We start from the raw sequence: 22042 nt of genomic DNA, 5'->3' as shown, positions 1-22042 counted from the left end.
TGAAATATGATTGAAATGTGACTGAAATATTGTGCTGAAAATTCAGTACGAATTCAGTACGGTTGTAAATCGAGTTGGATGGTGAAATGGCGTTCTTTTCGCCGGAAAAGACACCATAATGGTTGTAACCAAGCAGTATGAGATGCGGAACTAGTAGAGAGGAACTGGAGCGCCGTGGCGACGATGAGTGGTGGAACACCCCGATCCAGCAACTTCGGCTTTATCGGCGTGGTGTGGCCGAACCTGCTTAACGACTGCCGATTGGTTGAGTGAAATGCACTCACTAATCCGCGCGGTTCCGTGTTCCAAGCGCGCTTCGTGCTCGAATCTGTGGTGGGGCACGTGGCTACGGGGTCAAGTCCATTGATGTGGTGGATTGCCACGTTGACGGCGCTGAGCAACTGCGTGATTTTCATGTCGATGAGTCGATAGGAGGCTTTTGCGCGGAATCGTGGGGATGGATGAACCGGCCGTGCGCGCTGAATGTTCTGCCGTGCCGGCAGATACCACGCTGAATTCTGTGCAGATTCAATTCGTGGATCTGCTGGTGGGTTACATTGCGCGCAATGGTGTTCTTGAGACAGCAGAGCTAACGCGGCCACCGTTTGATGAATATGGCAACGTGGTCGACATTTTCCGGACAATGCGGTGCGCGCGCCATCGGACAGGGAATCCGCCAGCTAACGCGCAGCGCGGAGGCGGTTTCGTAGGTGCGTTGAGTTGATGGATGCGTTTGTACTTTCCTACCGTGTTCGGCACGCCGTAGCTCGAAAGTGTCTAATCTCGTATGGGATACTCGTGGGTATGGCAGCAACATCTTCGATGTCGTATCCGCCTGATCTGCGTCTATCGAGCCTAGTTCTCGCCGACGGCGGGATGCGCGAGGAACTCGGACTTAACGCGTCGTGGCGTGCGGTCGATGAGTCACGCGTCCTGGGAACAGGGGAGGAGTGCTTCCAGCGTGCGAGTGCGAACCTGCTTGAGTTTCGTGCGCACCGATATGCCGGGGTGCGCGTGCGCCGCGATCCTGTGGACCCAGACGTGGTGTGGCTACGCGTGGGTCCGACGCTCTCGCCGTGCCGCATTCTGCATGTCGAGCGCACGCCGCAGCGCACCGCGTTGGTCTACGGGACGCTGCCCGGGCACGTCGAGTGTGGCGAAGAGGCGTTCCTCATCGAGCATCGCGCCGATGGCAGTGTCGTAGGCAGGTGTGTCGCGTTTTCCCGCCCCGAGCGCTGGTTCGCGCGGCTGGCCCCGCACCTCGCGGCAGCCGCTCAGAGCCTCATCACCCGGCGCTATCTCGCGGGCATGGCGAAGCAGGAATAACGAAGGGACAGCGGTTCGAGCCACGCGTCAGCGTGGGAATGAGGACGAGAGTTTCTCCAGTTGTGCCCGGGCTGCGACAATCCCCTCAACAGCAGGCTTGATCGCTGCGGATGAGAGAGGCATGCCTGCCGAGCTTAGCTCTAAAAGGGAAGAACCGCAGGCGTCCTGGTTGCCTTGCATACACGCGGATTGGCGGCTTACTGAGGACAGCATGACTCCGATGAGAGTGCCTCCTGCGGAGAGGATGCCCAGCGTGCCTGTGGCGTTCGAGGAATTCTCGGAGGAGTCGTCGGCCGTGGCCGTGGGGACGGTTAATGCGAGTGCTGTGGCGGTCGCGACCGCGACGAAGCGTGAGGAGTAGTGCATGCGGGGTCCTTTTTAGCGCGCGCCGAGTCCGAGACGCGAGGAGCTGGCAGCGAGCGAGTCATTGGCCATCGTGGCGAGACCCGAGACGAGGCTATAGCCGCCAAGCAGACTCGAGCCGATGAAGCTGCTGGTGAGCGACCTGATGTCGCACTGGGCATCGGGGTTGCCGGCGTAGCACGTGTTGTAGGCCAGACCGCTAAGCGAGACGTCCATGACAACGAGGCCGAGGAGAACATAACCGATGACGGCACCGGCCTCGGAACTTCCGTCTGAGCTCTCATCCGACTTCTTGCCGTCAGTCTGGGGCGACGTGCCTGCCTCCTGGTGCGCGGCGGTCTGGGCTGCCTCTACGGTGGCGTATGCGTGCGCCTCTACTGCGATGGCTGTCGGAGCCGGAGCTACGACGGTGGTGGTGAGGCTTGCCGTGGCGGTCATTGCAGCTACAAGCAGTGTGATACGGCGGGGGAGATGAAGTGACATGGAAGGTCCTTGAAAGATGCGAGATGGGAGAGACGTGGTCGAGCCAGCTGGGTGAACCGGCTGTAGCGTGAAGATTTACTGAGCGTTACGAGCGAGCATGGCGTTATTCGCGTGGGCGCCCAAAAAGAGCGCGCCGATGAAAAGAATGGCGGCAACGATACCGATGGCCGTGTCTTTGGCGGCTGAGCTTGCGTCGTTGTCGGCCTTGAGCTCTACGGACTGGATAACAGGGGCAGTCTGTGCATGCGCGAGCGCTGGCGATGAGACCGTGAGTGCAGTGGCCAGCATGGTAGCGGTAAGCGCTTGAGAGATGCGTCGCATGAGAATGAGCCTTTCGTGAGGGGTGGGTTTAACGCTGATTGATGGGGCAGGTGTTGAGGCCAAAGGGCCTGTAAAGCGGGCAGAAGCCCAGTGCTGCGGTGGCACCGAGGATGGTGCCCATGACGATGAGTGCGATTCCTGCTGGGCTCTTGGGCTTGACTGCGAAGAACGCAAGCAAGAAAGCGACAACGGCGCCTGCGCCGCGTACGGAGCGATCAGTGATGGACTCGTTGCGTTGTATGACGAGACCTTTCACAGAAGAAAGAGTTAAAGAATGAAAGAGACGCCGGAATTACATAAACGATGCTGTACAGACAACCTCTTCATCTAGATTAGGCCGCGGGAGGAACGGGCGGAACCACATGAGATGTGATCTTGGCGGTGTCAACCGTCCGCCTGTCGTGCAACGCAGTTGCGCGCAACTTGCGCTGTGTCATGTGCGCAGCGGGAGGATGTTGTGGATGTAGTACCAGAATCCCTGCGGGTTCACGATTGGCAGCGCGCTCAGCGTGAAAGCCTGGCTGGCAGCGGAGCTCGTGTACGTCGCTGCGATGGCATATTGGCCAGTGGTTGCACTCTCATCGCGGTAGCGAATACCCGTCGCGATGAGGTCGTAAGCGGCCAGTCCGCCCACGACGCCGAGCACGATGCCGGCGGTGCTCACGGTAACTGCGCAGCTGACTTTGACGCCGAGGAGTCGGCACGAAGTATGGGCCATGGAGGCTTCTTGATATGAGGTTGTGTAGGGACAATGATCTCCAACGAGCCCAGCGCAGGGCGGGAGCGGCGGTGGAGTAAAGGCGGCATCGGCAGGCTCAGCGGAACGGGATTTTGTTGTTTTGAGCAGCGGGTGTAGTGTAATCCCAGAAGTTTGAACGACCGATTGGTCGAGCTCAAGTTTCACCGAAGACCGTTGGTCGCCTAGAAATAGGCCGAAGGTTCCCGCTTAAAGGGACGGCCCACGCAGGAGACACTTGCGATTACATGGCCTTAAAGCCGTGCGCCTCGTGCTCTTGCACGGGGCTTTTTGTTTGTGCAAAAGGCTCCGGCGGAAAATATTAAGAGATGTTTCGAAAGGAGGCGAGAGAACAAAATGGCAAACCCGAAGAATACCGCTGACCTGGCTACTCTGAAGGAGAAGCTCGAGGGTGCAAACTCCGTCGTGCTCACCGAGTACCGTGGTCTGACCGTTGCTCAGCTCCAGGAGCTGCGTAACAATCTCGGCTTTGACGTTGAGTACTCCGTCGCCAAGAACACCCTCTTCAAGATCGCTGCCGCTGAAGCTGGCATCGAAGGTCTTGACGAGCTGCTGACCGGCCCGACCGCTATTGCGTTCATTAAGGGCGAGGCAGTGGATGCCGCTAAGGTTATCAAGAAGTTCGCTGATGATAACAAGGCATTCGTCGTCAAGGGTGGCTACATGGACGGCAACGCACTGTCTGCCGACCAGGTCAACGCCATCGCCGAGCTGGACAACCGCGAGACCACTCTCGCAAAGCTGGCTGGTGCCATGAAGGGTTCTATGGCAAAGGCTGCTGCAGTCTTCAACGCTCCTGCAACCAAGATGGTCCGCACCGCTGCGGCCCTGCAGGACAAGAAGGCTGCCGAGGCTTAAAGTCGCGAATACTCGCGCACACAATTAAAACACACACACTTTGGAACGCACGGCGTTCCGCACAGAAAGGATGGCCATCATGGCTAAGCTCACCAAGGACGAGCTCATTGAAGCTTTCAAGGAAATGACCCTCATCGAGCTCTCCGAGTTCGTCAAGGAATTCGAAGAGGTCTTCGACGTTGAGGCTGCTGCTCCGGTTGCAGTTGCAGCTGCAGGTGCCCCGGCTGCCGGCGGCGCTGCTGAGGAAGAGAAGACCGAGTTCGACGTCGTTCTGACCGACGCTGGCGCAAAGAAGATCGGCGTCATCAAGGTCGTCCGCGAGATCGTCTCCGGTCTGGGCCTGAAGGAAGCCAAGGAGCTCGTTGAGTCCGCTCCGAAGGCTATCCTCGAGGGTGCTTCCAAGGACGACGCTGAGGCCGCTAAGGCTAAGCTCGAAGAGGCTGGCGCTTCCGTCGAGCTCAAGTAATTTCCTTTCGGACTTACTTGTGGCTTAAATGCCACGACCCCACCGACTTCTGTCGGTTGGGGGTCGTTCCCGTTTTCTTGCCGCCCGTGGGGATGTCCCGTGAGGAGATGGGGCCTTATCGCGCGGCGGGGGAGCGCGACAGTGATGTCACGATGGTGAGCGTTTGGGGAAACTCGGGCAGGGATTGCCGGCAGAGACTGAGTCGAAGCTAGTAATCGAAACGGTTGTCGCTGCCGGGTTGACCTGCGTTAGAACGCGGCGTCAGCGGAGCGCGCGAAGGCCTTGAGCTCGTTGCCGGTGAGACGGTACGTATCCCAGTCATCTTGGACTTCGGCGCCGATGTGCTCGTAGAAGCCGATGGCTGGCTTGTTCCACTTGAGCACGGACCACTCGATGCGGGCGTAGTCCCGCTCGTGGGCGACGCGGGCGAGTGCGCGGAGGAGGTCGCCGCCGATGCCGCGGCCACGGCGATTCTCGCGCACGAAGATGTCTTCGAGGTGGATGCCGTGGACGCCTTCCCACGTGGAGTAGCTAATGAACCACAATGCGAAGCCATCGAGCGAGGTGCCAGTGGAGAAACTGTCGTGCTCGCCGCGGCGTGCGCCGTCCTGATGCACGCCCCGAGGGGTCTCCGCGACATGACAGAAGACCTGCGGGTTCGCGCCGAAGAGGGCGCGCTCCAGGTCAGTGGGCGTGGCGCGCACGGCGCCTGGTTCCATCTCGTAGTCGGCGAGCTCACAGATGAGCTCGTGGATTTCTGGAATGTCCTCGGGACGGGCGGGGCGAATCACAAAATTATGCTAGCGCACCCATGGGGTCCCAAGCAGGCAATGTATTCACGTGCTCGCTGGAGAGCGCCTTCTGGTACTCCTCCGGCAGGCGGGACGGGTGGACGGCAATCTCAAAGACGTACTCGTCGAACCAGTCGTCGCGCATGGTCCAGAAGCCCTTGTCGGCCTTGTCCGTGCCCCAGGAGTTCTCCACGCGCCAGCGGGTGGGCTGGCCGTTCGGGGCATCGACGCCGGTGAGCACCATGGCGTGCGTCATGAGCGACTCGTGCGTGCGCAGGCGGTCAGCCTTGTCGATGTCGAGCTTGATGCCGAAGGCCGACTCATAGTCGTAGAGCTTCGCAGCCCAGATACCGGCGTCGCCGTTGGATTGCTGGTCAGTATCGCAGCCGAACCACACAGCGGCGCCGTCCTGCAGCGAGTCGAATGCGGCCTGGCGGAGGACATCGCTCGGGGCGTTTAAGTACGTGACGTCCTTGCCCACGACGTTGCCCAGGTGGTCCACGGTGTAGAGCTCGCCGTAGGCGTTGCGCGGGTCGTTGACCACGCAGACGTACTCGGAGAGATCCGCAGGCAGCATGCGTGCGGCGAACTCCTGCGGGGTAAACGTGCCCTCGCGGTGGAACTCATTGTCCTTGTCGCGATAAGCCCACTCGAAGTTCTCCGGCGGGACACCGAGGTTGGTGACGAGGATGCGGTAGCAGTCGCGCAGCGCCTGCTCATGGATGCCGGCGCGCTCTGTCTCGGCGGCCGCACGCAGGCGCATCGCGGCGCGGTGGAGGACGGTCTCGAGGTTGCGGTTCATCAGGCGCGTCTGGTTGGAGGAGGCGGTCTCCGGCATGGCGTACTGCGGCACGACGCCGTACTTCTCGACGATGGCAATGAACATGGACCACTGGCCACCGTCATCGATGGGGGAGTCGAGAAGCTGCTTGATGGTGCGGTCATTGATGTCGCGGTCTGCGAGCTCCTCCATGGCCGTGAGGAAATAGTTGGCCTTCTCCAGCTTGTCGAAGAAGTGGATGTAGGTCTGCGAGAACTCGAAGTCCTTGATGTTGGCGGTATCCATGACAGGGCCGCGCAAGGAGTTCAGGCCAGCGAAGATCCAGCAGCGGCCGGATTGCTTCTGGTTGGCGGCGGACCACTTGTCCACCTTGGTCTCCACGGCTGGAGTGAGCTCGGTGGCGAGCGTGTGGTCGAGGAGAACCTGGTCGAGCGACGTGCCAGCGGCAGCGTTGCGCAGCAGCGTGAGCGTCGGGTCCTGGGCCAGTTCCGCGTTGCGAGCGGCAATGGACTGGGGATCTAGTTGTGCGTTGTTCATGAGGGTGGTCTCCTAGATCATCCGGTCGTCGATGGGCAGTTCGATGGGCTGGGTCTTAAGGCCCTTGAGTTGAGCCTCCGTGAGGTATTTCTTGCGTACGATGGCGCCGAAGACGTTATTGTCCACCCAGTCATCCGTGGCGGTGCCGTAGCCCTTGCCGGGGATCTCCTTGTTATCGATGGAGCGGTGCGGTCCGTGAACCTTCGTGCCCCAGGAGTTCTCCACGCGCCAGCGGCCGCGGCCCTCTGCGTCCTCATCGAAGCCGGTGAGCACCATGCCGTGCGTGGGCGTCGAGTCGCCGGAGGCGAGGCGTTCGGCCTTCGTCGTTGAGGTGTCGATGCCATAGAGCAGATCGATAGCGAGAAGGCCCTCGTCCCAGACGCCGTCGTTGAACGAGAAGTTGCGGTTGACGTCGCACGCGAACCAGACGGGCTCGTCTGCCTCGAGGCTGCGGCGGGCGGCGGCGCGCAGTTCCGTGACGTCGATATTGAGGTACGTGTAGCCCTCGTCCTCGAGGACGTTGCGGCTAGGGGTGGAGACGTAGAGCTGGTTGTTCTGCGCTTCTTCACGCGGGTCAGCGCCGAGCATGACGTAGTCGTCGAGGTCCGGCAGGAACTTCGCGGCAAACTCGCGCGGGGTCGAGGTCAAGCGGTGGAACTCAGTGTCCTTATCACGGTACGACCACTCGAACTCGGTGGGCGGGAAGCCGAGGTAGACGGCGAGGACGCGCTGGGCGTCCGCGATGGCGGCATCGGCAGCCTGCTGGGCGTCCGCGCCCGCGCGAACCTGGAGGGCGGCGCGGCGCACGATGGTGGCGAGCGTGCGGTTCATCTCGCGGGTATCGCCGGCGGCGTGGGTCTCCGGCATGACCTCGGCGGGCACGGCGCCGTACTTGGCGACGAGGCTGGTAAAGAAGTTCCACCAGCCTCCGTCCGCATTCGCGTCGTCCAGGATGTGGGCGACGACGCGATCGTCGAGGTCAGCGTCCTTGTGCTCGATGAGCTCGTGGAGCACCAGGTTGACGCGCTCGAGCTTGTCAAAGTACTGCAGGTAGATAAAAGAAAACTCGAAGTTCTCGACGTTTAATTCCTTGGCCGCGCGGTGGCGGAAGACGTTGAGCGCCGCGAACATCCAGCAGCGCCCGGAGCGCTTCTGGTTGGTCACCGGCAGGGTGTCGAGCTTAATCTGCGTGGCCTGCTGGACGGCGATGAGCTTGTCATAATCGAGGGCGGCACGGCCGACGCCCACCTGGGTGACGGCATTGCGGGCCGGGTGCAGCTGCGGGTCGTTTACTGCCTGGTGACGCAACTCGGCGAGTAAGTCTGATGTTATGTGGGTCATAGAACCGTTCTAACATACTAGGCTCGATGAGCATGAGTGAACCCAATGTTGTAAAAACCTACGGCGTCGAGGTCGAACGCCTCGCCCAGACGCACTACCGCGCAACCAACCCCGCGGGCGCCTCGCTGGAGTTCGGTGCGGGCGAGGGACTGCTCAGTCCCGTGGAGCTCTTGCTCGCCGCGGTGGCGGGCTGCACCGCTGTCGACGTGGACGTGGTGACCTCGCGCCGGGGTGAGCCTTCGACATTCCGTATTACCGCGGAGGGCGACCGCGTGAACGAGGCCGGGGCGTCCCGGCTTTCCGATGTCCGTCTCGCCTTCGACGTCACCTTCCCCGATACGCCGGAGGGGCGCCAGGCGCAGGCCATGGTGGGACGCTTGGTGCAGGTAAGCCACGACAAGGACTGCACCGTCTCGCGCACGGTGGAGCACCCCACGAACGTGACGTTTAAGGTTTAGCGCGTGCTGTGGATCCTACTCGGCGTCGTGGCGGGGCTGGTCGTGCCGGTCCAGACTGTCATTAATACGCGCCTGCGTGAGTCGACTGGCACGCCGTTCTCGTCGTCCATGATCTCGTTTGCGGTGGGCACGGCAACGCTGCTTACGGCGGTACTCGTGCTCCAGCGCGGGAACTTTGGGCTCTCGGGCGCGTGGGGTGCCCCGCCGTGGATCTGGGCCGGTGGCCTCCTGGGCGTGGTGTTTCTTACCGGCAATATCCTGCTCTTTCCACGCCTGGGTGCGGTGCAGACCGTCGTGCTGCCCATCGCAGGGCAGATCCTCATGGGCCTGATCATCGACCACTGTGGGCTGTTTAGCTCGCCGGTCGCTCGGCTGACGTGGGTACGCCTGCTGGGCGCGCTCATCGTGCTCGCCGGCGTCATGCTCACCGTGGGGCGCCCGCGCGCCCAAGAGACAGGCTGGGGCCTGCTGCCGTGGCAGATAGCCGGCTTCGTCTTCGGCTGCCTGAACGCGTGCCAGGCCGCCATCAATGGGCATCTGGGGCAGCTGGCAGGCTCGGCCCTGTCCGCGGCGTTCGCGTCCTTTGCTATTGGCACCGCGACGTTGCTGTTCATCAATGCCGTGCTGCGGTGGCGTCCACACTTTGACCGTCCGCACGGGGAGCGTAATCCGTGGTGGATGTGGCTGGGCGGAGTGTTGGGCGCGCTCTTCGTCTTCTCCACGGCCTCGCTCGTGCCGCAGATTGGCACGGGGCTCACGGTCGTCGCCACGCTGTTGGGCTCCATGGTCGGGTCTGTCATTATCGAGTGCGCCCGTGGCGAGACCGTGGCGGTCCGGCAGTGTGTGGGGCTCGCTCTCGTTCTCGCGGGCGTCGTGCTTATTCGGTTGGTCTGAACCGGTCGCTGCGCTGTAGTTGTGTGAACTGTGTGCCCTCCGGCGTGGGGTCATCAGGCCACTAAGTTCAGTACACCGCGCACCCGACGATTCGGGTGCGCGGTTTGTGTTGTGTGTGAGCGGTGTGAGGCGTCGATTTAGGCGTCGGTGCCGATCTTGCCGTCTTCCTTCCAAACGACCACGACGGCCGGGCGCGGGGTGGAGTTGCCGCCGTCGGGCCAGTGGGAGGTGGGGGACTCGAAGGTGGCATCGTCAGCTTCGCCTGGGTGCTGGACGTTGACCATGACGCGGTCGTCGTCGACGATGGGGCCGCAGGTCTCCGCGCCGGCGGGGACGGTGAGGAAGCACTTGAGCTCGCCGCGGGTGTCGCCCTCGGTGGTCACGGCGTAGAGGCCGTCGTTGGTGTCGAGCGCGTTGCCGTCGGTGGAGATCCACAGGTTGCCGTGGTTATCGAAGGCCAGGTTATCTGGGCAGGAGATGGGGGAGACCTTCTCCTTGTCAAAGCCGCCGAAGTAGGTGTTGGCCTCCTTCGGGTCACCGCAGACGAGGAAGAGGTTCCACTTGAGGGATTCGCCGGCGTGGTCGTCGGTCAACTCCATGACGAGGCCGTTCTTGTTTTCTTTGACCGGTGCCCACTCCATGGGCTCTTCCTTGTTCTTCTTGGCGTTCTCGCCCGTCGCGCCGCGGTACGAGTTATTGGTGAGCGCGACGTAGACCTTCTCCGTGTCCGGATGGACCTCCATGTCCTCGGGGCGGTCCATCTTGGTCGCACCGACGGCATCGGCAGCCTCGCGGGTAAAGACCGCAACCTCTTCGGCGGTAAAACCGTCGACGTGGGAGACGAACGTGTTGTTCTCCGTGTCCGAGGTGAGCAGCTTGACCCAGGTGCCCTCGCCGTCGAAAGCGCCGTCCTCGGGCAGGACGCCGGAGCCGTCAATCTCGTCTGCCGGGGAGTTGCCCTCGAGCTTGGCTACGTAGAGGGTGCCGTGGTCGAGGATGGAGAGGTTGTGTTCGATGTTGCCTTCCTCGAATTTCTTGGTGGAGACGAACTTGTAGATGTACTCGAAGCGGGAGTCATCGCCCGAGTAGCACACGACGGTGCCGTCTTTCGTGATATGGATATTGCCGGCCTCGTGCTTGAAGCGGCCCAGCGCAGTGTGCTTAATCGGGGTGGACTGCGGGTCGAGCGGGTTGATTTCTACGACCCAGCCGAAGCGGTTGGGCTCGTTGGGCTCCTTGGCGACATCGAAGCGGTCGTCGAAGCGCTCCCACTTGCGGTCGGTCTCCGGATCCTTGATGCCGAAGCGCTCGAGCGACTTCTTCGCCTTCTCGTCCTTCATGTTCTCATCCGCGGCGAAGTACTGATCGAAGTTCTCCTCGCCGGAGAGCATGGTGTTCCACGGGGTCACACCACCGGAGCAGTTGTTGAAGGTGCCCTTGACGGTCTCGCCAGCCGGGTCTGCTGTGGTCTTTACCAGGTCGGTGCCCTTGGCGGGACCCACCAGCTTAAATTCCGTCGTGCCCGTGATGCGGCGGTTGAGCGGGCCGAACTCGCGCTTGAGCTCGCCGGTGCCCTCGACCTTGGAGACCTCCAGGATGGTGTGGCCGTGGCCTGCCCAGCCGATCTTGGCCTGTTCCTCTGTCGGGTTGTCTGCGTCGTAGTTCGGGAACATCATCGGCTCGGTCGTGTACTCGTGCGAGCACATGTAGATCATGCGGTTCGGGTCATCCGGGTGCTCGATAAGGCCCGCGAAGTCATTGTTGAAACCGAACTGCTTCTCTGCGGCCTCGGCCGTCTGGTTGTTGACGTCGAACTCCGGCGCGCCTTCGATGACCGGGTCGCCCCAGGCGATGAGGATGGACTGCGCGTAGCCGGCCGGGATGACGACCTCGTCCTTGGTGTTCGGTTGGACGGCCTCGAAGCGCATGCCCTCGGCCGAGGTGAGCTCCACCTTTGCCGTCGTCGTGGAGCCCGAGCCTGCCGATGCCCCCTCCTCCGCCGGGCTGCAGGCCGCCAGGGCCGCGCCGCCGCCCACGGTGACGACGGTGAGACCACCGGCGCGCAGGGCGGAGCGGCGCGAGAACGGAGTAGTGAACTGGTCGCCGAAGTAGGCGTTGCTCGAGGGGTTCTCGCATTCCCCGAAGCAGGCGTTACCGCATTTGTAGGTGCAGGTGAGCGAGGAACGGGAGGACGTAAAACGGTTGCTAAAGAGATTCTTGCCAAGCAGGGCCATGGGTGCGCTCCAAAAATTATTGCCCGCGCGGTGGGGAGGTGCGCGGGACGTGGGTAGAACGCATCTATTAAAGGAGGGGTGAGTTTCGAGCGCATGGAAACAAGGTGTCGGATACGTGAATTCTCCGTAAACCCCGCGTCTTAGTGTTGTGAGTTCTGTTGGTGTTCGCGCCAGAAGAGTTCATCCGCGAGGGCCATGTGCTCGTCCGTGGCGTCTTCGAGCGACAGGTCGGGGTGCTGGCGTGCGGTGGGGAGGGGCGGCGTGCGTCTCGATCCGGGTCGTCGTAACGCTGAGCGTCGTGGGGTACGTTGTGGTTCTCGGACCGTGAGAAGCCTGTCCTCAACACGGTCGCTGCGGCAGCGATGGGTTATCCTTGTCTGCGTGAGTGAGCAGAAGAATACTGAAGTAAATGACGTTCCGGAGCAGCTGCGCATCCGCCGCGAGAAGCGCGAGCGCCTGATCGACTCTGGCGTGGAGGCCTACCCGGTCACCGTGCCGCGTTCTACCTCCCTGGCTGACCTGCGCGCCAAGTACGTCGTGGTCGCCGAGGGCGAGGAAAAGGGTGCCCAGGAAGGCGTGACCTACTTGGCCGCGGGCGACGAGACCGAGGATGTCGTCTCCATTGCCGGCCGCCTGATCTTCATGCGCAACACCGGCAAGCTCTGCTTCGCGACGCTGCAGGATGGCGACGGCACGCAGGTGCAGGCCATGCTTTCCCTCGCCGAGGTCGGCGAGGAGGCGCTGGCCGCGTGGAAGTCTGACGTCGACTTGGGCGACTTCATCTCCGTGACCGGCAAGGTCATTGCCTCGCGTCGCGGTGAGCTCTCCGTCATGGCCACCGAGTGGACGATGGCTGCGAAGTCCCTGCGTCCGCTGCCGGTTGCGTTCGCGGACATGAACGAAGAGACTCGCGTGCGCCAGCGCTACAACGACCTCATCGTGCGCCCGGAGGCCCGCAAGAACGCGATGACCCGCGTCCGAGTCCTGCGCGCGCTGCGCGACTACCTGGAAAGCCAGGACTTCGTGGAAATCGAGACGCCCATGCTGCAGACGTTGCACGGCGGTGCGGCTGCCCGTCCGTTCGTCACGCACTCCAACGCGCTCGACATTGACCTTTACCTGCGCATCGCGCCGGAGCTCTTCCTCAAGCGCGCCGTCGTGGGCGGCATCGACCGCGTCTTTGAGATCAACCGCAACTTCCGCAACGAGGGCGTGGACAAGTCGCACTCGCCGGAGTTCGCCATGCTCGAGACCTACGCCGCGTGGGGCGACTACAACGACTGCGCACGTACCACGCGCGAGTCCATCCAGTACATCGTCCGTGAGCTCAATAAGGCTGAGGGCAAGGATCCGGAGGATCTCACTCGTACGCTTGCCGACGGCACCGTGTACGACTTCGGCGGCGAGTGGAAGGAAATCGAGATGTATCCTTCGCTCAACGAGGCACTTCAGCGCAAGTTCCCGGGCCAGCCGGAGGTCACCATCGACTCCACTGTTGAGGAGCTCAAGGCGATCGCTGACGTCATTGGCCTCGAGGTCCCGAAGGACGGTGGCTGGGGCCACGGCAAGCTCGTCGAGGAAATCTGGGAGGTGCTCTGCGAGGACCAGCTCGAAGGCCCGATCTTCGTGAAGAACTTCCCGGTCGAGACCTCGCCGCTCACCCGTCAGCACCGCTCGCAGCCGCGCGTGACCGAGAAGTGGGACCTCTACGTCCGCGGCTTCGAGCTGGCCACCGGCTACTCCGAGCTCATTGACCCGGTCATCCAGCGTGAGCGCTTCGAGGACCAGGCCCGTCTGGCCGCCAACGGCGATGATGAGGCCATGCGTCTCGACGAGGACTTCCTTGCCGCCATGGAACAGGGCATGCCGCCGACGGCCGGCACCGGCATGGGCATCGACCGCCTGCTCATGGCCGTCACCGGCCTGGGCATCCGCGAGACCGTGCTCTTCCCGCTGGTGAAGCCGGAGGCACGTTAGTCTTCGACGCCGACCCGTCTACGGCCATGTGCCGGGGCGGGTTTCGTGTGTCTTGAGGAAAATAGCCGCAACGTCCGAATAAGGCGCAAGAGAATAAGGCGCAAGAATTGTGACCTTCTTCCACCTCGACGAGGAGCCCGGGCTCGTGCGCTTCCACAATCAATTGGCCGCGCGCGTGGGAGGCAAGGTCGTGGCCCCGGACGTCGACTCGCTCGGTGCGGCGGTCGTGGGGGAGTACCCCCACCGCCGGGTCTACAACGCTGCTTTCCCGTTTATGTCGAGGGCGTGTGCAAAGATGACCGTATGAAATCCCTGCTCTTTCCTAGTGCAGTCATCGGCATGGCGCTCGTTGTGAGCGCCTGCTCGTCCGGAACCAGCGAGCCGGTCACCTCGACCGTCGTCGTCCAGCCGTCCCAGTCCGCTTCCGCGTCCAGCGAGTCCGCGCCGGCACCCAGCTCGACGGCAGAGGCCGCCTCCGCCACGTCCAAGGACAAGTCTGGCCAGCGCTCCGCGGACGAATTCCTCAACGCCCCGCTCGACCACTCGACTATGGATTCCTACGGCGTGACGAACGCTGACGGCTCTTCGGGGTGCATGGTCATCCCGGACAATGACCACGTCTCCTGCCGCCTGGCTTTCAATGACCCGCCGCTCGTCCCCCAGGTGGGCATGCCCATCTGGGAATCCAATGGCTTGAAGTACGAGTCCGACTACGGTTTTAGTCCAGCCGCATTCGTGGGCGGCGAGTACCGCACGGCCGGCGCGCTGCAGCCGGGCGAGTCGGTCGACATCGAGGGCGTGACTTTCGAAGCCCTTGTTGGTGGCGGCCTCAAGGGCACGAAGGACGGCCACGAGTTCACCATCTCGGGCAGCGGCGAGTACCACTCTGATACTTTCCCGCCGAAGCCTGCGGCTGACGGCACTGCGCGTGTGGGCACGGTCTGTGGTCAGGCGAACCCCATGGGCAACCAGGACTTCCTCGTCTACGTCGCCCAGGACGGCACCAACTGTAACGAGGCGATGGCGGCGCTCGACGAGTACAAGGATGCCGAAAAGGGCGGTCAGGCACTTATCGCGCCGGTGAGCAACGGCTGGGGCTGCTCGGTTTCGGCTCTCGACGGCCAGCCAGACACTCCGGAAAATCGCCACTTTACGTGCTCGGCCGATAACGGCCAGCAGCGCGTCGTCCTTATCAAGTAGACGCGGCGCCGCAGCTATCTGCCGATGGCGTCCCTGAAGTCTTTGTAGGCCGCAGGGGCGCCACGGCGTTGGGCGACCCAGATGTCGTCCTTGGAGTCATATGCCACGCCAATTCCGATGAAGCGCTTTCACCTCAGGTATCGCTATCGTGGCTGGTGACCTTACCCAGCGAAGCTCGTGGACCCTGTTAACTCCCGCGGTTATCTGTGGATTTGCTCACAAACTCACATTCTCGAATTACGAGCGGTAGCTGTCGCTGGTTAAGGTAGACGCTTGTCTTTTTAATATGCGTATCTGCGCCTTGTGCGTGGATACGCCCTTTTTAATGCGTGAGAAGAAAGTTGTGACACTTCGTGGCTGAACCACAGACCATGCCGAAGGGCACGGGCATGACGCTGGCCGTGCTCGTCCTCGGCGCGATGATCATGATCCTCAACGAGACCTCGCTGTCCGTTGCCTTGCCTGCCATTATGGCGGACTTCGGCATTCCGGCGACCTCGGCACAGTGGCTCACCACGGGCTTCATGCTCACCATGGCCGTGGTTATCCCCGCGACCGGCTACCTGCTGGAGCGACTGCGCACCCGCCAGATCTTCCTCTTCGCGGTCGTCGTGTTCCTCGTCGGCACCGTCATCGCCGCCACGGCTCCGGTCTTCCCGCTGTTGCTGCTCGGCCGCATTTTTCAGGCCTCCGGCACGGCGCTCATGATGCCGCTGCTCATGACGGTGACCATGACCCTCGTGCCGCCGCAGCGCCGTGGCTCCGTCATGGGCGTTATCTCCATCGTCATCTCCGTGGCACCCGCTCTCGGTCCGACGGTGGGCGGCTTCATTCTTAACTCGCTCACGTGGCACTTCATCTTCTGGGCTATGGTGCCGCTGGTCGTGCTCCTCCTCGTCTTCGGCCTCATTAAGCTGCCCAACGTCGGCGAGCAGCGCACCATCCCGCTCGACGTCCTCTCCGTCGTCCTTTCCGTCCTCGCCTTCGGCGGCCTCGTCTACGGCCTGTCCTCCATCAACGCGATCCTCAAGGGCGAGGGCACCACGGAAATCATCATCACCGTCGTGGGCCTAATCTCGCTCATCATCTTCGTGCGCCGCCAGAACGCCCTCGCGAAGGACAACCAGGCGCTTATGGATCTGCGTCCGTTCCGCGTGCGCAACTACACGTTCGCCATCGCCATCATGCTGCTCTCTTTCGGCATGATGCTCGGCACTGTCACCGTCCTGCCCATCTACCTGCAGACCTCGCTGGGCGCCACCGCGGCGATGACCGGGCTTGTGGTCATGCCCGGCGGCATCCTCCAGGCCCTCATTTCGCCGTTCGTTGGCCGCCTCTTCGACTCTTATGGTCCGCGCCCGCTGCTTATCCCCGGCGTCATCATGCTCACCGCCTCGCTGTGGCTCATGTCCACCCTCGATGAGAATGACGCCATCTGGCACGTCGTCGCCATGCACATTCTGCTTGCTTTCGGCATGGGTCTTATGATGACCCCGCTGATGACCTCGGCGCTGTCCTCCCTGCCGGGCGACCTCTACGGCCACGGCTCCGCCATCATGAACACCCTGCAGCAGCTCGCCGGCGCGGCCGGCACGGCCTTCCTCGTCGTGTTCCTCACCCGCGGCACCGAGTCCAGCATGGCCGCAGGCCAGGCTGCCGATGCCGCCACTGCCCACGGCGCACACTGGGCCTTCCTCTTTGCTGGCGCCGTGGGCATCGTCGCGTGCGTCCTCGCGCCGATGGTCAAGCGCATCCCGACCACGGAGGAAGCCCACTAGGAGTCCTTCTCGCTCGGGCTGCTGCAGCTGAGCGTGCCTAAACACGCCTGTCCCCGCCACGATGGTCATCGCGGCGGGGACACGTGCGTTGAGGGGAGCCGACGCGGCGATCGCAGGGGAGCCGATGAGAGGGGGCATCGGAAAGCGGGGCGGGTTGGTACAGGCGACGCAGAGCCGTGTGGGGACGCCTCCAGAAGACAACACTGAGGCTTCGATCAGGGCCAGAAAAGGCCCTGTTCGCTACCGGCGTACACCCCTGTGAGCTGGGGGAACGAGGGGTCGGGGCGAACACGTGGAGGCAGAGGGCAATGCCGGGGCGAAGGTGCGCGTTAGAGTGGGCAAAGAACTATTAGAGCGAAAGAGGTTATGGACATGTTTGAGAGGTTTACGGACCGTGCTCGACGCGTCATCGTGTTGGCGCAAGAGGAAGCACGCATGCTCAACCACAACTACATCGGCACGGAGCACATCCTGCTCGGCCTGATCCACGAGGGTGAGGGTGTCGCCGCCAAGGCGTTGGAGTCCATGGGCATCTCGCTCGAGGATGTCCGCCGTGAGGTGGAAGAGATTATCGGCCACGGCACGCAGCCGACCACGGGCCACATCCCGTTTACCCCGCGCGCCAAGAAGGTGCTCGAGCTGTCCCTGCGCGAGGGCCTGCAGATGGGACACAAGTACATTGGCACCGAGTTCCTGCTTCTCGGCCTCATCCGTGAGGGTGAAGGCGTGGCCGCACAGGTTCTTATTAAGCTCGGCGCCGATCTGCCGCGCGTGCGCCAGCAGGTTATCCAGCTGCTCTCGGGTTACGAGGGCAACCAACAGGAAGGCGGCGAGGGCCAGGGTTCCGGCCCCGTCGGCGCCGGCGCTGCCCCGGGCGGCCGCACCGGCGGCGGCAACGGTGGCGACCGTTCCAACTCGCTCGTGCTTGACCAGTTCGGTCGCAACCTGACCCAGGCTGCCAAGGAAGGCAAGCTCGACCCGGTCGTGGGCCGCGACAAGGAAATCGAGCGCATTATGCAGGTGCTCTCGCGTCGTACCAAGAACAACCCGGTGCTCATTGGTGAGCCGGGCGTTGGTAAGACCGCCGTCGTCGAGGGCCTGGCTCTCGATATCGTCAACGGCAAGGTTCCGGAGACCCTCAAGGACAAGCAGCTCTACTCGCTCGACTTGGGCTCCCTCGTTGCTGGTTCCCGTTACCGTGGTGACTTTGAGGAACGCCTGAAGAAGGTCCTCAAGGAGATTAATCAGCGCGGCGACATCATCCTGTTCATCGACGAGATCCACACTCTCGTCGGCGCGGGCGCTGCAGAAGGCGCTATTGACGCGGCCTCGCTGCTTAAACCGAAGCTGGCCCGTGGCGAGCTGCAGACCATCGGTGCGACCACGCTCGATGAGTACCGCAAGCACATTGAGAAGGACGCCGCCCTGGAACGTCGTTTCCAGCCGGTGAAGGTCGACGAGCCTTCGCTTGAGGACACCGTTCTTATCCTTAAGGGCCTGCGCGACAAGTACGAGGCACACCACCGTGTTTCCTACACGGACGAGGCTCTCAAGGCTGCTGCTCACCTGTCTGACCGCTACATTAATGACCGGTTCCTGCCGGATAAGGCCGTCGACCTCCTCGACGAGGCGGGCGCCCGTATGCGCATTAAGCGCATGACCGCTCCGGAAGGCCTGCGTGAGGTCGATGACCGTATCGCTGAGGTCCGCAAGGAAAAGGAAGCGGCCATCGACGCACAGGACTTCGAGAAGGCTGCTGGCCTGCGCGACAAGGAGCGCAAGCTCGGCGAAGAGCGCGCAGAGAAGGAGAAGCAGTGGCGCTCGGGTGAGCTCGAGGACATCGCCGAGGTCGGCGAGGACCAGATTGCAGAGGTTCTGGCTCACTGGACCGGCATCCCGGTTCTCAAGCTCACGGAGAAGGAATCCTCTCGCCTGCTCAACATGGAAGAGGAGCTCCACAAGCGCATCATTGGCCAGGACGAAGCCGTCAAGGCCGTCTCCCGCGCTATCCGCCGTACGCGCGCAGGCCTCAAGGACCCGCGTCGTCCTTCCGGTTCCTTCATCTTCGCCGGCCCGTCCGGTGTTGGTAAGACGGAGCTGTCCAAGGCCCTGGCGAACTTCCTGTTCGGTTCGGATGATGACCTCATCCAGATCGACATGGGCGAGTTCCACGACCGCTTCACCGCGTCGCGTCTCTTCGGTGCTCCTCCGGGATACGTCGGCTACGAGGAGGGCGGCCAGCTCACCGAGAAGGTGCGCCGCAAGCCGTTCTCCGTCGTCCTCTTCGACGAGATTGAGAAGGCCCACAAGGAGATCTACAACACCCTCCTGCAGGTCCTCGAAGACGGCCGCCTTACCGACGGCCAGGGCCGCGTGGTCGACTTCAAGAACACCGTTCTTATCTTCACCTCGAACCTGGGTACGCAGGACATCTCCAAGGCCGTGGGCCTGGGCTTCTCCGGCTCCGCGTCGCAGGATGCCGACGGCCAATACGAGCGCATGAAGAACAAGGTTCACGACGAGCTGAAGAAGCACTTCCGCCCCGAGTTCCTCAACCGTATCGATGAGATTGTGGTCTTCCACCAGCTCACGCAGGAGCAGATTGTGCAGATGGTCGAGCTGCTCATCGCCCGCGTGGAGAAGCAGCTCACCGAGCGCGACATGGGCATCGAGCTCACGCAGAAGGCCAAGGACCTCCTGGCCAAGCGTGGCTTCGACCCGGTTCTCGGCGCTCGTCCGCTGCGCCGCACCATCCAGCGCGAGATCGAGGATCAGCTCTCCGAGAAGATCCTCTTCGGCGAGATTGGTGCCGGTGACCTCGTGACGGTCGACGTGGAGAACTGGGACGGCGAGTCCAAGGACAACTCGAAGGCGACGTTCACCTTCTCGCCGAGCCCGAAGCCGCTGCCGGCTGGCACCTTCACCGACGAGGAGGCCGACGCCGAGGTGCGTGAGACCGAAGAGGTCGTCACCGCCGACGTGCCGTCCACGTCCTCCGAGCCGGAGCTGCCGCTCGACGACGACTCGAACGACGACGGCAACAACCCGCCGACCGCCGGTGCAGGCCAGGCGCTCTAAGCCCTAGCCCGCTCGAGGTGTAGAGCAACACAACCCGCATGCAGTCATTGCATGCGGGTTCTTTGTATGCCTGCGGAGGTCTATTCCAGATATGCTGCAGTCTTCTAGGCTGAACTCGGTTGCTCTTATAGCCCCGTGTAATCCTCGCTCACCGAAAGGAAAACTATGGTTTCGTCGAAGAAGACAGGATCTGCAACCGCCCGCTCGAGTGAGTCCGGCTGGCCGCTGATCGCTGGGGTTGTCCTATTGGCGGGTATTGTGCTCGCCGCAGTGGGGTTCGTAGCGTGGACCGTGTGGGGTGGCGGAAAGAACAGTAATGCGGAGCGCTCGACCGTTGTGGTCACGCAGACCGCGTCGGGGCAGGGCGAGGAGGCGGCGGTGCCGACTGACGAACCCGAGAGCGAGTCCTCGGCGCCATCCGCGACGTCGGTGGTGCCGACCTCAACGGTGGAAGCGTCTGCTGAGACAGGCATGCCGGAGGGACTTACGCAGAGCGGATGGTCGGGGACTACTGCCGTCTGCGGTGATGGCGAGACGCTTGCCTTTGCCGGGCGTGGCCCCGATGGCGCGGCGGTCGTGTGTGCATCTGGCGGCGAGTACATTTATCACAGCGCGCTGTTTGGCGGATCGCTGACAAACACGGCCTATCTGGAAGGCCCAACGTTCTATGTTCCCACGGACGACTCACTCATCACGGTGAGCGACGGCGGCTTCGGCGTGCGCCAGGGCGGTGCCCGTGTGGCGGGCGGAGAATTTACGGAGAGCTGGCGCGCGCAGGGCTAGCGCAGGGGAGATGAGCCCGCGCGGCGTGTACTGAGTGCGCGGGTTACTCCGAGGTTACTTCGACGAGGTGGCGGCGGACTCGGAGCTCAGCGAGCCACTCGAGGAATCATCGTTGTTGCTGGCGGTGATGCCGATGATGGCGCTCACGAGCGTAGCCAGCGCCATGATGAGGGAGAGAAGATCTTGGGTCTTGATATTGCTGAATTTCGGCATGCGTGAAAGCTCCTTGTTCCGGCACACGGCGCGGCTCGCCGCATGTAAGGAGACCGAGTCTAGCCCGCCAACAGAGCCTGCTCCAACCAGTCGAGGGCGGGATCGAACTGCGCGATGAGGCCTGCGGCGTGGCCGCCGGAGACGCGGGACGAGAACGGCGAGCCAGCAACCTCGGTGGTCTCCACCGCCGCGCCGAGCTTCTGCCAGTCCGAGGCCAGCTGCATGGCCTGGTCATGATTGACGATGTCATCGTTGGGAGCGCTGCCCACGAGGACGCGGCCCGTGGGGGCTACGGTGCCCAGCTTCTGCTGGGCGAGGACGGAGGAAACACGCTCGTCCGAGGCGATGAACTCGGCCATGGACATGCCGGTATCCGTGAGCGATGACAGCGGAGTAGCACCCCAGCGCAGCATGGAGTCGATGATGCACGAGCGGGAGTTTTCCGCGAGCCAGTACCGGCCCTTGGAGTTGAGGTAGCCGTTGACAGCGGTGGCAAAGCCTTCGTCGCGCGCAGAGAATCCCGCGATGGCGTAAGCGAGGTTCGGGCCTAAGTTCGGCGAACCGCCGAGCATGGCGATGAGGTCAGCCGGGGGAGCGCCCGCATAGGTGGCGCGCAGGTTGAGCTCTGGGGCGTATGCTTCCGCGAGCTCAGCGCCGGCGGCAGCGGCACCGCCGCCCTGGGAGTACCCGAAGAGAGCGACGGGGCGGCCCGAGTCACCGACGACGGCGCGGGCGGCGTCGAGCACCGCGTGGGCCTGCTCGACACGGTTGGCATACGTGTGGACGCCGGGCGTGCCCAGACCGATGTAGTCAGTGAGCACGAGACGCATGCCGCGTGCGCGGAACTTTGCGTAATAGGGCAGCTCATAGTTAATGCCCATGGACGACATGAGCGGGGCGATCTGGCCCCGGAAGCCCGGGCCCTTGGTGGGTGCACAGTGATCCGCGAGGCCGCGGGTGCCCGGTGCCATGACGACGGTGGGGGCGGGCCCTTCACCGTGCCAGGTGCCGGTGGGCTCCAGGACCGCTCCGGAGACGTACGTGGGCGTGCCATCCTCCAGCGTGGAGGAGTAGAGAATGCGGCTGCGGCCCACGCCCACGGTGCTCTCTCGCAGGAGCGTGCCCGCCGGGGCGTAGCCCACGGCCGAGGGCGGCGTCATGTAGAAGTCGTAGTCCTCGCCGGCTGAGCTGGAATCGGTGCTGGAACCGGAGCTGGAACCGGAGCTGGATCCGACGCTCGACAGGGATGAGGCCGACGCGGGGGCCGCGGTGGCGAGAGGGGCAGTGCACAGCGCCGCCGCGGTCAGGGCGGCGAGGGACGAAGCGGCGAGAATACGGCCCGCACGCAGGGGAGAGAGGGAGAGAAGTTTCACGGTGAAAATACTACCGCGTGGCGCCGGCAT

General features: G+C 63.0%; 23 protein-coding genes and 1 pseudogene. 12 read left to right on the top strand and 12 right to left on the bottom strand.

Annotation, left to right across the window (positions count from 1 at the left end; translation table 11 throughout):
* Positions 1-439 precede the first annotated feature (439 nt).
* On the top strand, positions 440-724 hold the full coding sequence (locus tag HMPREF3227_RS13965; RefSeq protein ID WP_353935760.1) for a type I restriction-modification enzyme R subunit C-terminal domain-containing protein: 285 nt from the start codon (positions 440-442) through the stop codon (positions 722-724).
* 80 nt (positions 725-804) lie between these two features.
* Positions 805-1326, top strand: coding sequence for a DUF1990 domain-containing protein (locus HMPREF3227_RS01900; protein WP_231732305.1), 522 nt, complete (start codon positions 805-807; stop codon positions 1324-1326).
* Between the two features lie 27 nt (positions 1327-1353).
* Here HMPREF3227_RS01900 and HMPREF3227_RS13160 read toward each other — a convergent pair whose 3' ends face one another.
* The 5 genes from HMPREF3227_RS13160 to HMPREF3227_RS01875 form a co-directional block, all read right to left on the bottom strand.
* Positions 1354-1692 (bottom strand): hypothetical protein, encoded by a 339-nt coding sequence (locus HMPREF3227_RS13160; RefSeq protein WP_141628538.1) that lies wholly within the window; start codon positions 1690-1692, stop codon positions 1354-1356.
* Positions 1693-1704: 12 nt separating this feature from the next.
* On the bottom strand, positions 1705-2172 hold the full coding sequence (locus tag HMPREF3227_RS01890) for a hypothetical protein (RefSeq protein ID WP_141681457.1): 468 nt from the start codon (positions 2170-2172) through the stop codon (positions 1705-1707).
* Between the two features lie 75 nt (positions 2173-2247).
* Complete coding sequence (locus tag HMPREF3227_RS01885; protein ID WP_066489961.1) at positions 2248-2493, bottom strand: hypothetical protein; 246 nt, start codon at positions 2491-2493, stop codon at positions 2248-2250.
* Between the two features lie 28 nt (positions 2494-2521).
* A complete protein-coding gene (locus HMPREF3227_RS01880; RefSeq protein ID WP_231725098.1) occupies positions 2522-2749 on the bottom strand; it encodes a YgaP family membrane protein in 228 nt (75 codons plus the stop codon).
* A gap of 177 nt (positions 2750-2926) precedes the next feature.
* Complete coding sequence (locus HMPREF3227_RS01875; RefSeq protein WP_066509753.1) at positions 2927-3211, bottom strand: hypothetical protein; 285 nt, start codon at positions 3209-3211, stop codon at positions 2927-2929.
* Between the two features lie 375 nt (positions 3212-3586).
* Between HMPREF3227_RS01875 and rplJ the strand changes: the two genes are divergently transcribed.
* Positions 3587-4108 (top strand): 50S ribosomal protein L10, encoded by a 522-nt coding sequence (gene rplJ, locus HMPREF3227_RS01870; protein ID WP_066509750.1) that lies wholly within the window; start codon positions 3587-3589, stop codon positions 4106-4108.
* A gap of 79 nt (positions 4109-4187) precedes the next feature.
* On the top strand, positions 4188-4574 hold the full coding sequence (gene rplL, locus HMPREF3227_RS01865) for a 50S ribosomal protein L7/L12 (protein ID WP_066490407.1): 387 nt from the start codon (positions 4188-4190) through the stop codon (positions 4572-4574).
* Positions 4575-4822: 248 nt separating this feature from the next.
* Here the strand turns inward: rplL and HMPREF3227_RS01860 are convergent, their stop codons facing one another.
* The 3 genes from HMPREF3227_RS01860 to HMPREF3227_RS01850 are packed head-to-tail and all read right to left on the bottom strand — an operon-like array spanning position 4823 to position 8024.
* Positions 4823-5365: a GNAT family N-acetyltransferase gene (locus tag HMPREF3227_RS01860; RefSeq protein ID WP_066489968.1), complete on the bottom strand. Its 543-nt coding sequence runs from the start codon at positions 5363-5365 to the stop codon at positions 4823-4825.
* Between the two features lie 4 nt (positions 5366-5369).
* On the bottom strand, positions 5370-6683 hold the full coding sequence (locus HMPREF3227_RS01855) for a C1 family peptidase (protein ID WP_066509747.1): 1314 nt from the start codon (positions 6681-6683) through the stop codon (positions 5370-5372).
* Positions 6684-6695: 12 nt separating this feature from the next.
* The gene (locus HMPREF3227_RS01850) at positions 6696-8024 is read right to left on the bottom strand and encodes a C1 family peptidase (RefSeq protein WP_066509745.1); all 1329 of its coding nucleotides are present in this window, start codon (positions 8022-8024) and stop codon (positions 6696-6698) included.
* 32 nt (positions 8025-8056) lie between these two features.
* Here HMPREF3227_RS01850 and HMPREF3227_RS01845 point away from each other — a divergent pair, with 32 nt between their 5' ends.
* Entirely contained in the window at positions 8057-8482 is a 426-nt protein-coding gene (locus HMPREF3227_RS01845; RefSeq protein WP_066509966.1) for an OsmC family protein, read from the top strand.
* Positions 8483-8485: 3 nt separating this feature from the next.
* The gene (locus HMPREF3227_RS01840; protein ID WP_066509742.1) at positions 8486-9376 is read left to right on the top strand and encodes a DMT family transporter; all 891 of its coding nucleotides are present in this window, start codon (positions 8486-8488) and stop codon (positions 9374-9376) included.
* Positions 9377-9513: 137 nt separating this feature from the next.
* Here the strand turns inward: HMPREF3227_RS01840 and HMPREF3227_RS01835 are convergent, their stop codons facing one another.
* Positions 9514-11610 carry a PhoX family protein gene (locus tag HMPREF3227_RS01835; RefSeq protein ID WP_066490009.1) on the bottom strand — a complete coding sequence of 699 codons (2097 nt, stop codon included), beginning with the start codon at positions 11608-11610 and terminating at the stop codon, positions 9514-9516.
* Positions 11611-11991: 381 nt separating this feature from the next.
* Between HMPREF3227_RS01835 and lysS the strand changes: the two genes are divergently transcribed.
* The 5 genes and pseudogenes from lysS (at position 11992) to HMPREF3227_RS01810 (ending at position 19643) form a co-directional block, all read left to right on the top strand.
* Positions 11992-13587, top strand: a complete 1596-nt coding sequence (gene lysS, locus HMPREF3227_RS01830; protein ID WP_066490021.1) for a lysine--tRNA ligase — start codon at positions 11992-11994, stop codon at positions 13585-13587.
* A 109-nt stretch (positions 13588-13696) separates the two neighbouring features.
* A pseudogene (locus HMPREF3227_RS01825) lies at positions 13697-13894 on the top strand (hypothetical protein); the annotation flags it as partial.
* Positions 13891-14787 carry a hypothetical protein gene (locus HMPREF3227_RS01820; protein ID WP_066490036.1) on the top strand — a complete coding sequence of 299 codons (897 nt, stop codon included), beginning with the start codon at positions 13891-13893 and terminating at the stop codon, positions 14785-14787. The pseudogene HMPREF3227_RS01825 and the gene HMPREF3227_RS01820, both read left to right, overlap by 4 nt.
* Positions 14788-15158: 371 nt before the next feature.
* Positions 15159-16565, top strand: a complete 1407-nt coding sequence (locus HMPREF3227_RS01815) for an MDR family MFS transporter (RefSeq protein WP_066509738.1) — start codon at positions 15159-15161, stop codon at positions 16563-16565.
* A gap of 372 nt (positions 16566-16937) precedes the next feature.
* Positions 16938-19643 carry an ATP-dependent Clp protease ATP-binding subunit gene (locus HMPREF3227_RS01810; RefSeq protein ID WP_066509964.1) on the top strand — a complete coding sequence of 902 codons (2706 nt, stop codon included), beginning with the start codon at positions 16938-16940 and terminating at the stop codon, positions 19641-19643.
* A 125-nt stretch (positions 19644-19768) separates the two neighbouring features.
* Here the strand turns inward: HMPREF3227_RS01810 and HMPREF3227_RS13155 are convergent, their stop codons facing one another.
* Entirely contained in the window at positions 19769-20116 is a 348-nt protein-coding gene (locus tag HMPREF3227_RS13155; RefSeq protein WP_156452950.1) for a hypothetical protein, read from the bottom strand.
* Between HMPREF3227_RS13155 and HMPREF3227_RS13150 the strand changes: the two genes are divergently transcribed.
* Positions 20115-20426: a hypothetical protein gene (locus tag HMPREF3227_RS13150; protein ID WP_156452949.1), complete on the top strand. Its 312-nt coding sequence runs from the start codon at positions 20115-20117 to the stop codon at positions 20424-20426. The genes HMPREF3227_RS13155 and HMPREF3227_RS13150 overlap by 2 nt on opposite strands.
* Positions 20427-20480: 54 nt before the next feature.
* Here HMPREF3227_RS13150 and HMPREF3227_RS13145 read toward each other — a convergent pair whose 3' ends face one another.
* Together HMPREF3227_RS13145 and HMPREF3227_RS01800 are read right to left on the bottom strand one after the other, a co-directional pair.
* Positions 20481-20639, bottom strand: coding sequence for a hypothetical protein (locus HMPREF3227_RS13145; RefSeq protein WP_154666885.1), 159 nt, complete (start codon positions 20637-20639; stop codon positions 20481-20483).
* Between the two features lie 59 nt (positions 20640-20698).
* A complete protein-coding gene (locus HMPREF3227_RS01800; RefSeq protein ID WP_066490043.1) occupies positions 20699-22012 on the bottom strand; it encodes a lipase family protein in 1314 nt (437 codons plus the stop codon).
* Positions 22013-22042: the final 30 nt, after the last annotated feature.

It is taken from the genome of Corynebacterium sp. CMW7794 (assembly GCF_001563605.1).
Lineage (GTDB): Bacteria > Actinomycetota > Actinomycetes > Mycobacteriales > Mycobacteriaceae > Corynebacterium > Corynebacterium phoceense.
The sequence above is the reverse complement of the archived record's forward strand: the minus strand, read 5'-3'. Positions and strand labels throughout refer to the sequence as shown.

Coding starts and splice junctions, on each gene's coding strand:
- HMPREF3227_RS01810 (WP_066509964.1), top strand. CDS start 16,938: ATGTTTGAGAGGTTTACGGACCGTGCTCGACGCGTCATCGTGTTGGCG.
- HMPREF3227_RS01855 (WP_066509747.1), bottom strand. CDS start 6,683: ATGAACAACGCACAACTAGATCCCCAGTCCATTGCCGCTCGCAACGCG.
- HMPREF3227_RS01885 (WP_066489961.1), bottom strand. CDS start 2,493: ATGCGACGCATCTCTCAAGCGCTTACCGCTACCATGCTGGCCACTGCA.
- rplL (WP_066490407.1), top strand. CDS start 4,188: ATGGCTAAGCTCACCAAGGACGAGCTCATTGAAGCTTTCAAGGAAATG.
- HMPREF3227_RS01900 (WP_231732305.1), top strand. CDS start 805: ATGGCAGCAACATCTTCGATGTCGTATCCGCCTGATCTGCGTCTATCG.
- HMPREF3227_RS01890 (WP_141681457.1), bottom strand. CDS start 2,172: ATGTCACTTCATCTCCCCCGCCGTATCACACTGCTTGTAGCTGCAATG.
- HMPREF3227_RS01835 (WP_066490009.1), bottom strand. CDS start 11,610: ATGGCCCTGCTTGGCAAGAATCTCTTTAGCAACCGTTTTACGTCCTCC.
- rplJ (WP_066509750.1), top strand. CDS start 3,587: ATGGCAAACCCGAAGAATACCGCTGACCTGGCTACTCTGAAGGAGAAG.
- HMPREF3227_RS13150 (WP_156452949.1), top strand. CDS start 20,115: ATGCCGGAGGGACTTACGCAGAGCGGATGGTCGGGGACTACTGCCGTC.
- HMPREF3227_RS13160 (WP_141628538.1), bottom strand. CDS start 1,692: ATGCACTACTCCTCACGCTTCGTCGCGGTCGCGACCGCCACAGCACTC.
- HMPREF3227_RS01845 (WP_066509966.1), top strand. CDS start 8,057: ATGAGTGAACCCAATGTTGTAAAAACCTACGGCGTCGAGGTCGAACGC.
- HMPREF3227_RS13145 (WP_154666885.1), bottom strand. CDS start 20,639: ATGCCGAAATTCAGCAATATCAAGACCCAAGATCTTCTCTCCCTCATC.
- HMPREF3227_RS13155 (WP_156452950.1), bottom strand. CDS start 20,116: ATGCCTGTCTCAGCAGACGCTTCCACCGTTGAGGTCGGCACCACCGAC.
- HMPREF3227_RS01820 (WP_066490036.1), top strand. CDS start 13,891: ATGAAATCCCTGCTCTTTCCTAGTGCAGTCATCGGCATGGCGCTCGTT.
- HMPREF3227_RS01815 (WP_066509738.1), top strand. CDS start 15,159: ATGCCGAAGGGCACGGGCATGACGCTGGCCGTGCTCGTCCTCGGCGCG.
- HMPREF3227_RS01875 (WP_066509753.1), bottom strand. CDS start 3,211: ATGGCCCATACTTCGTGCCGACTCCTCGGCGTCAAAGTCAGCTGCGCA.
- HMPREF3227_RS01850 (WP_066509745.1), bottom strand. CDS start 8,024: ATGACCCACATAACATCAGACTTACTCGCCGAGTTGCGTCACCAGGCA.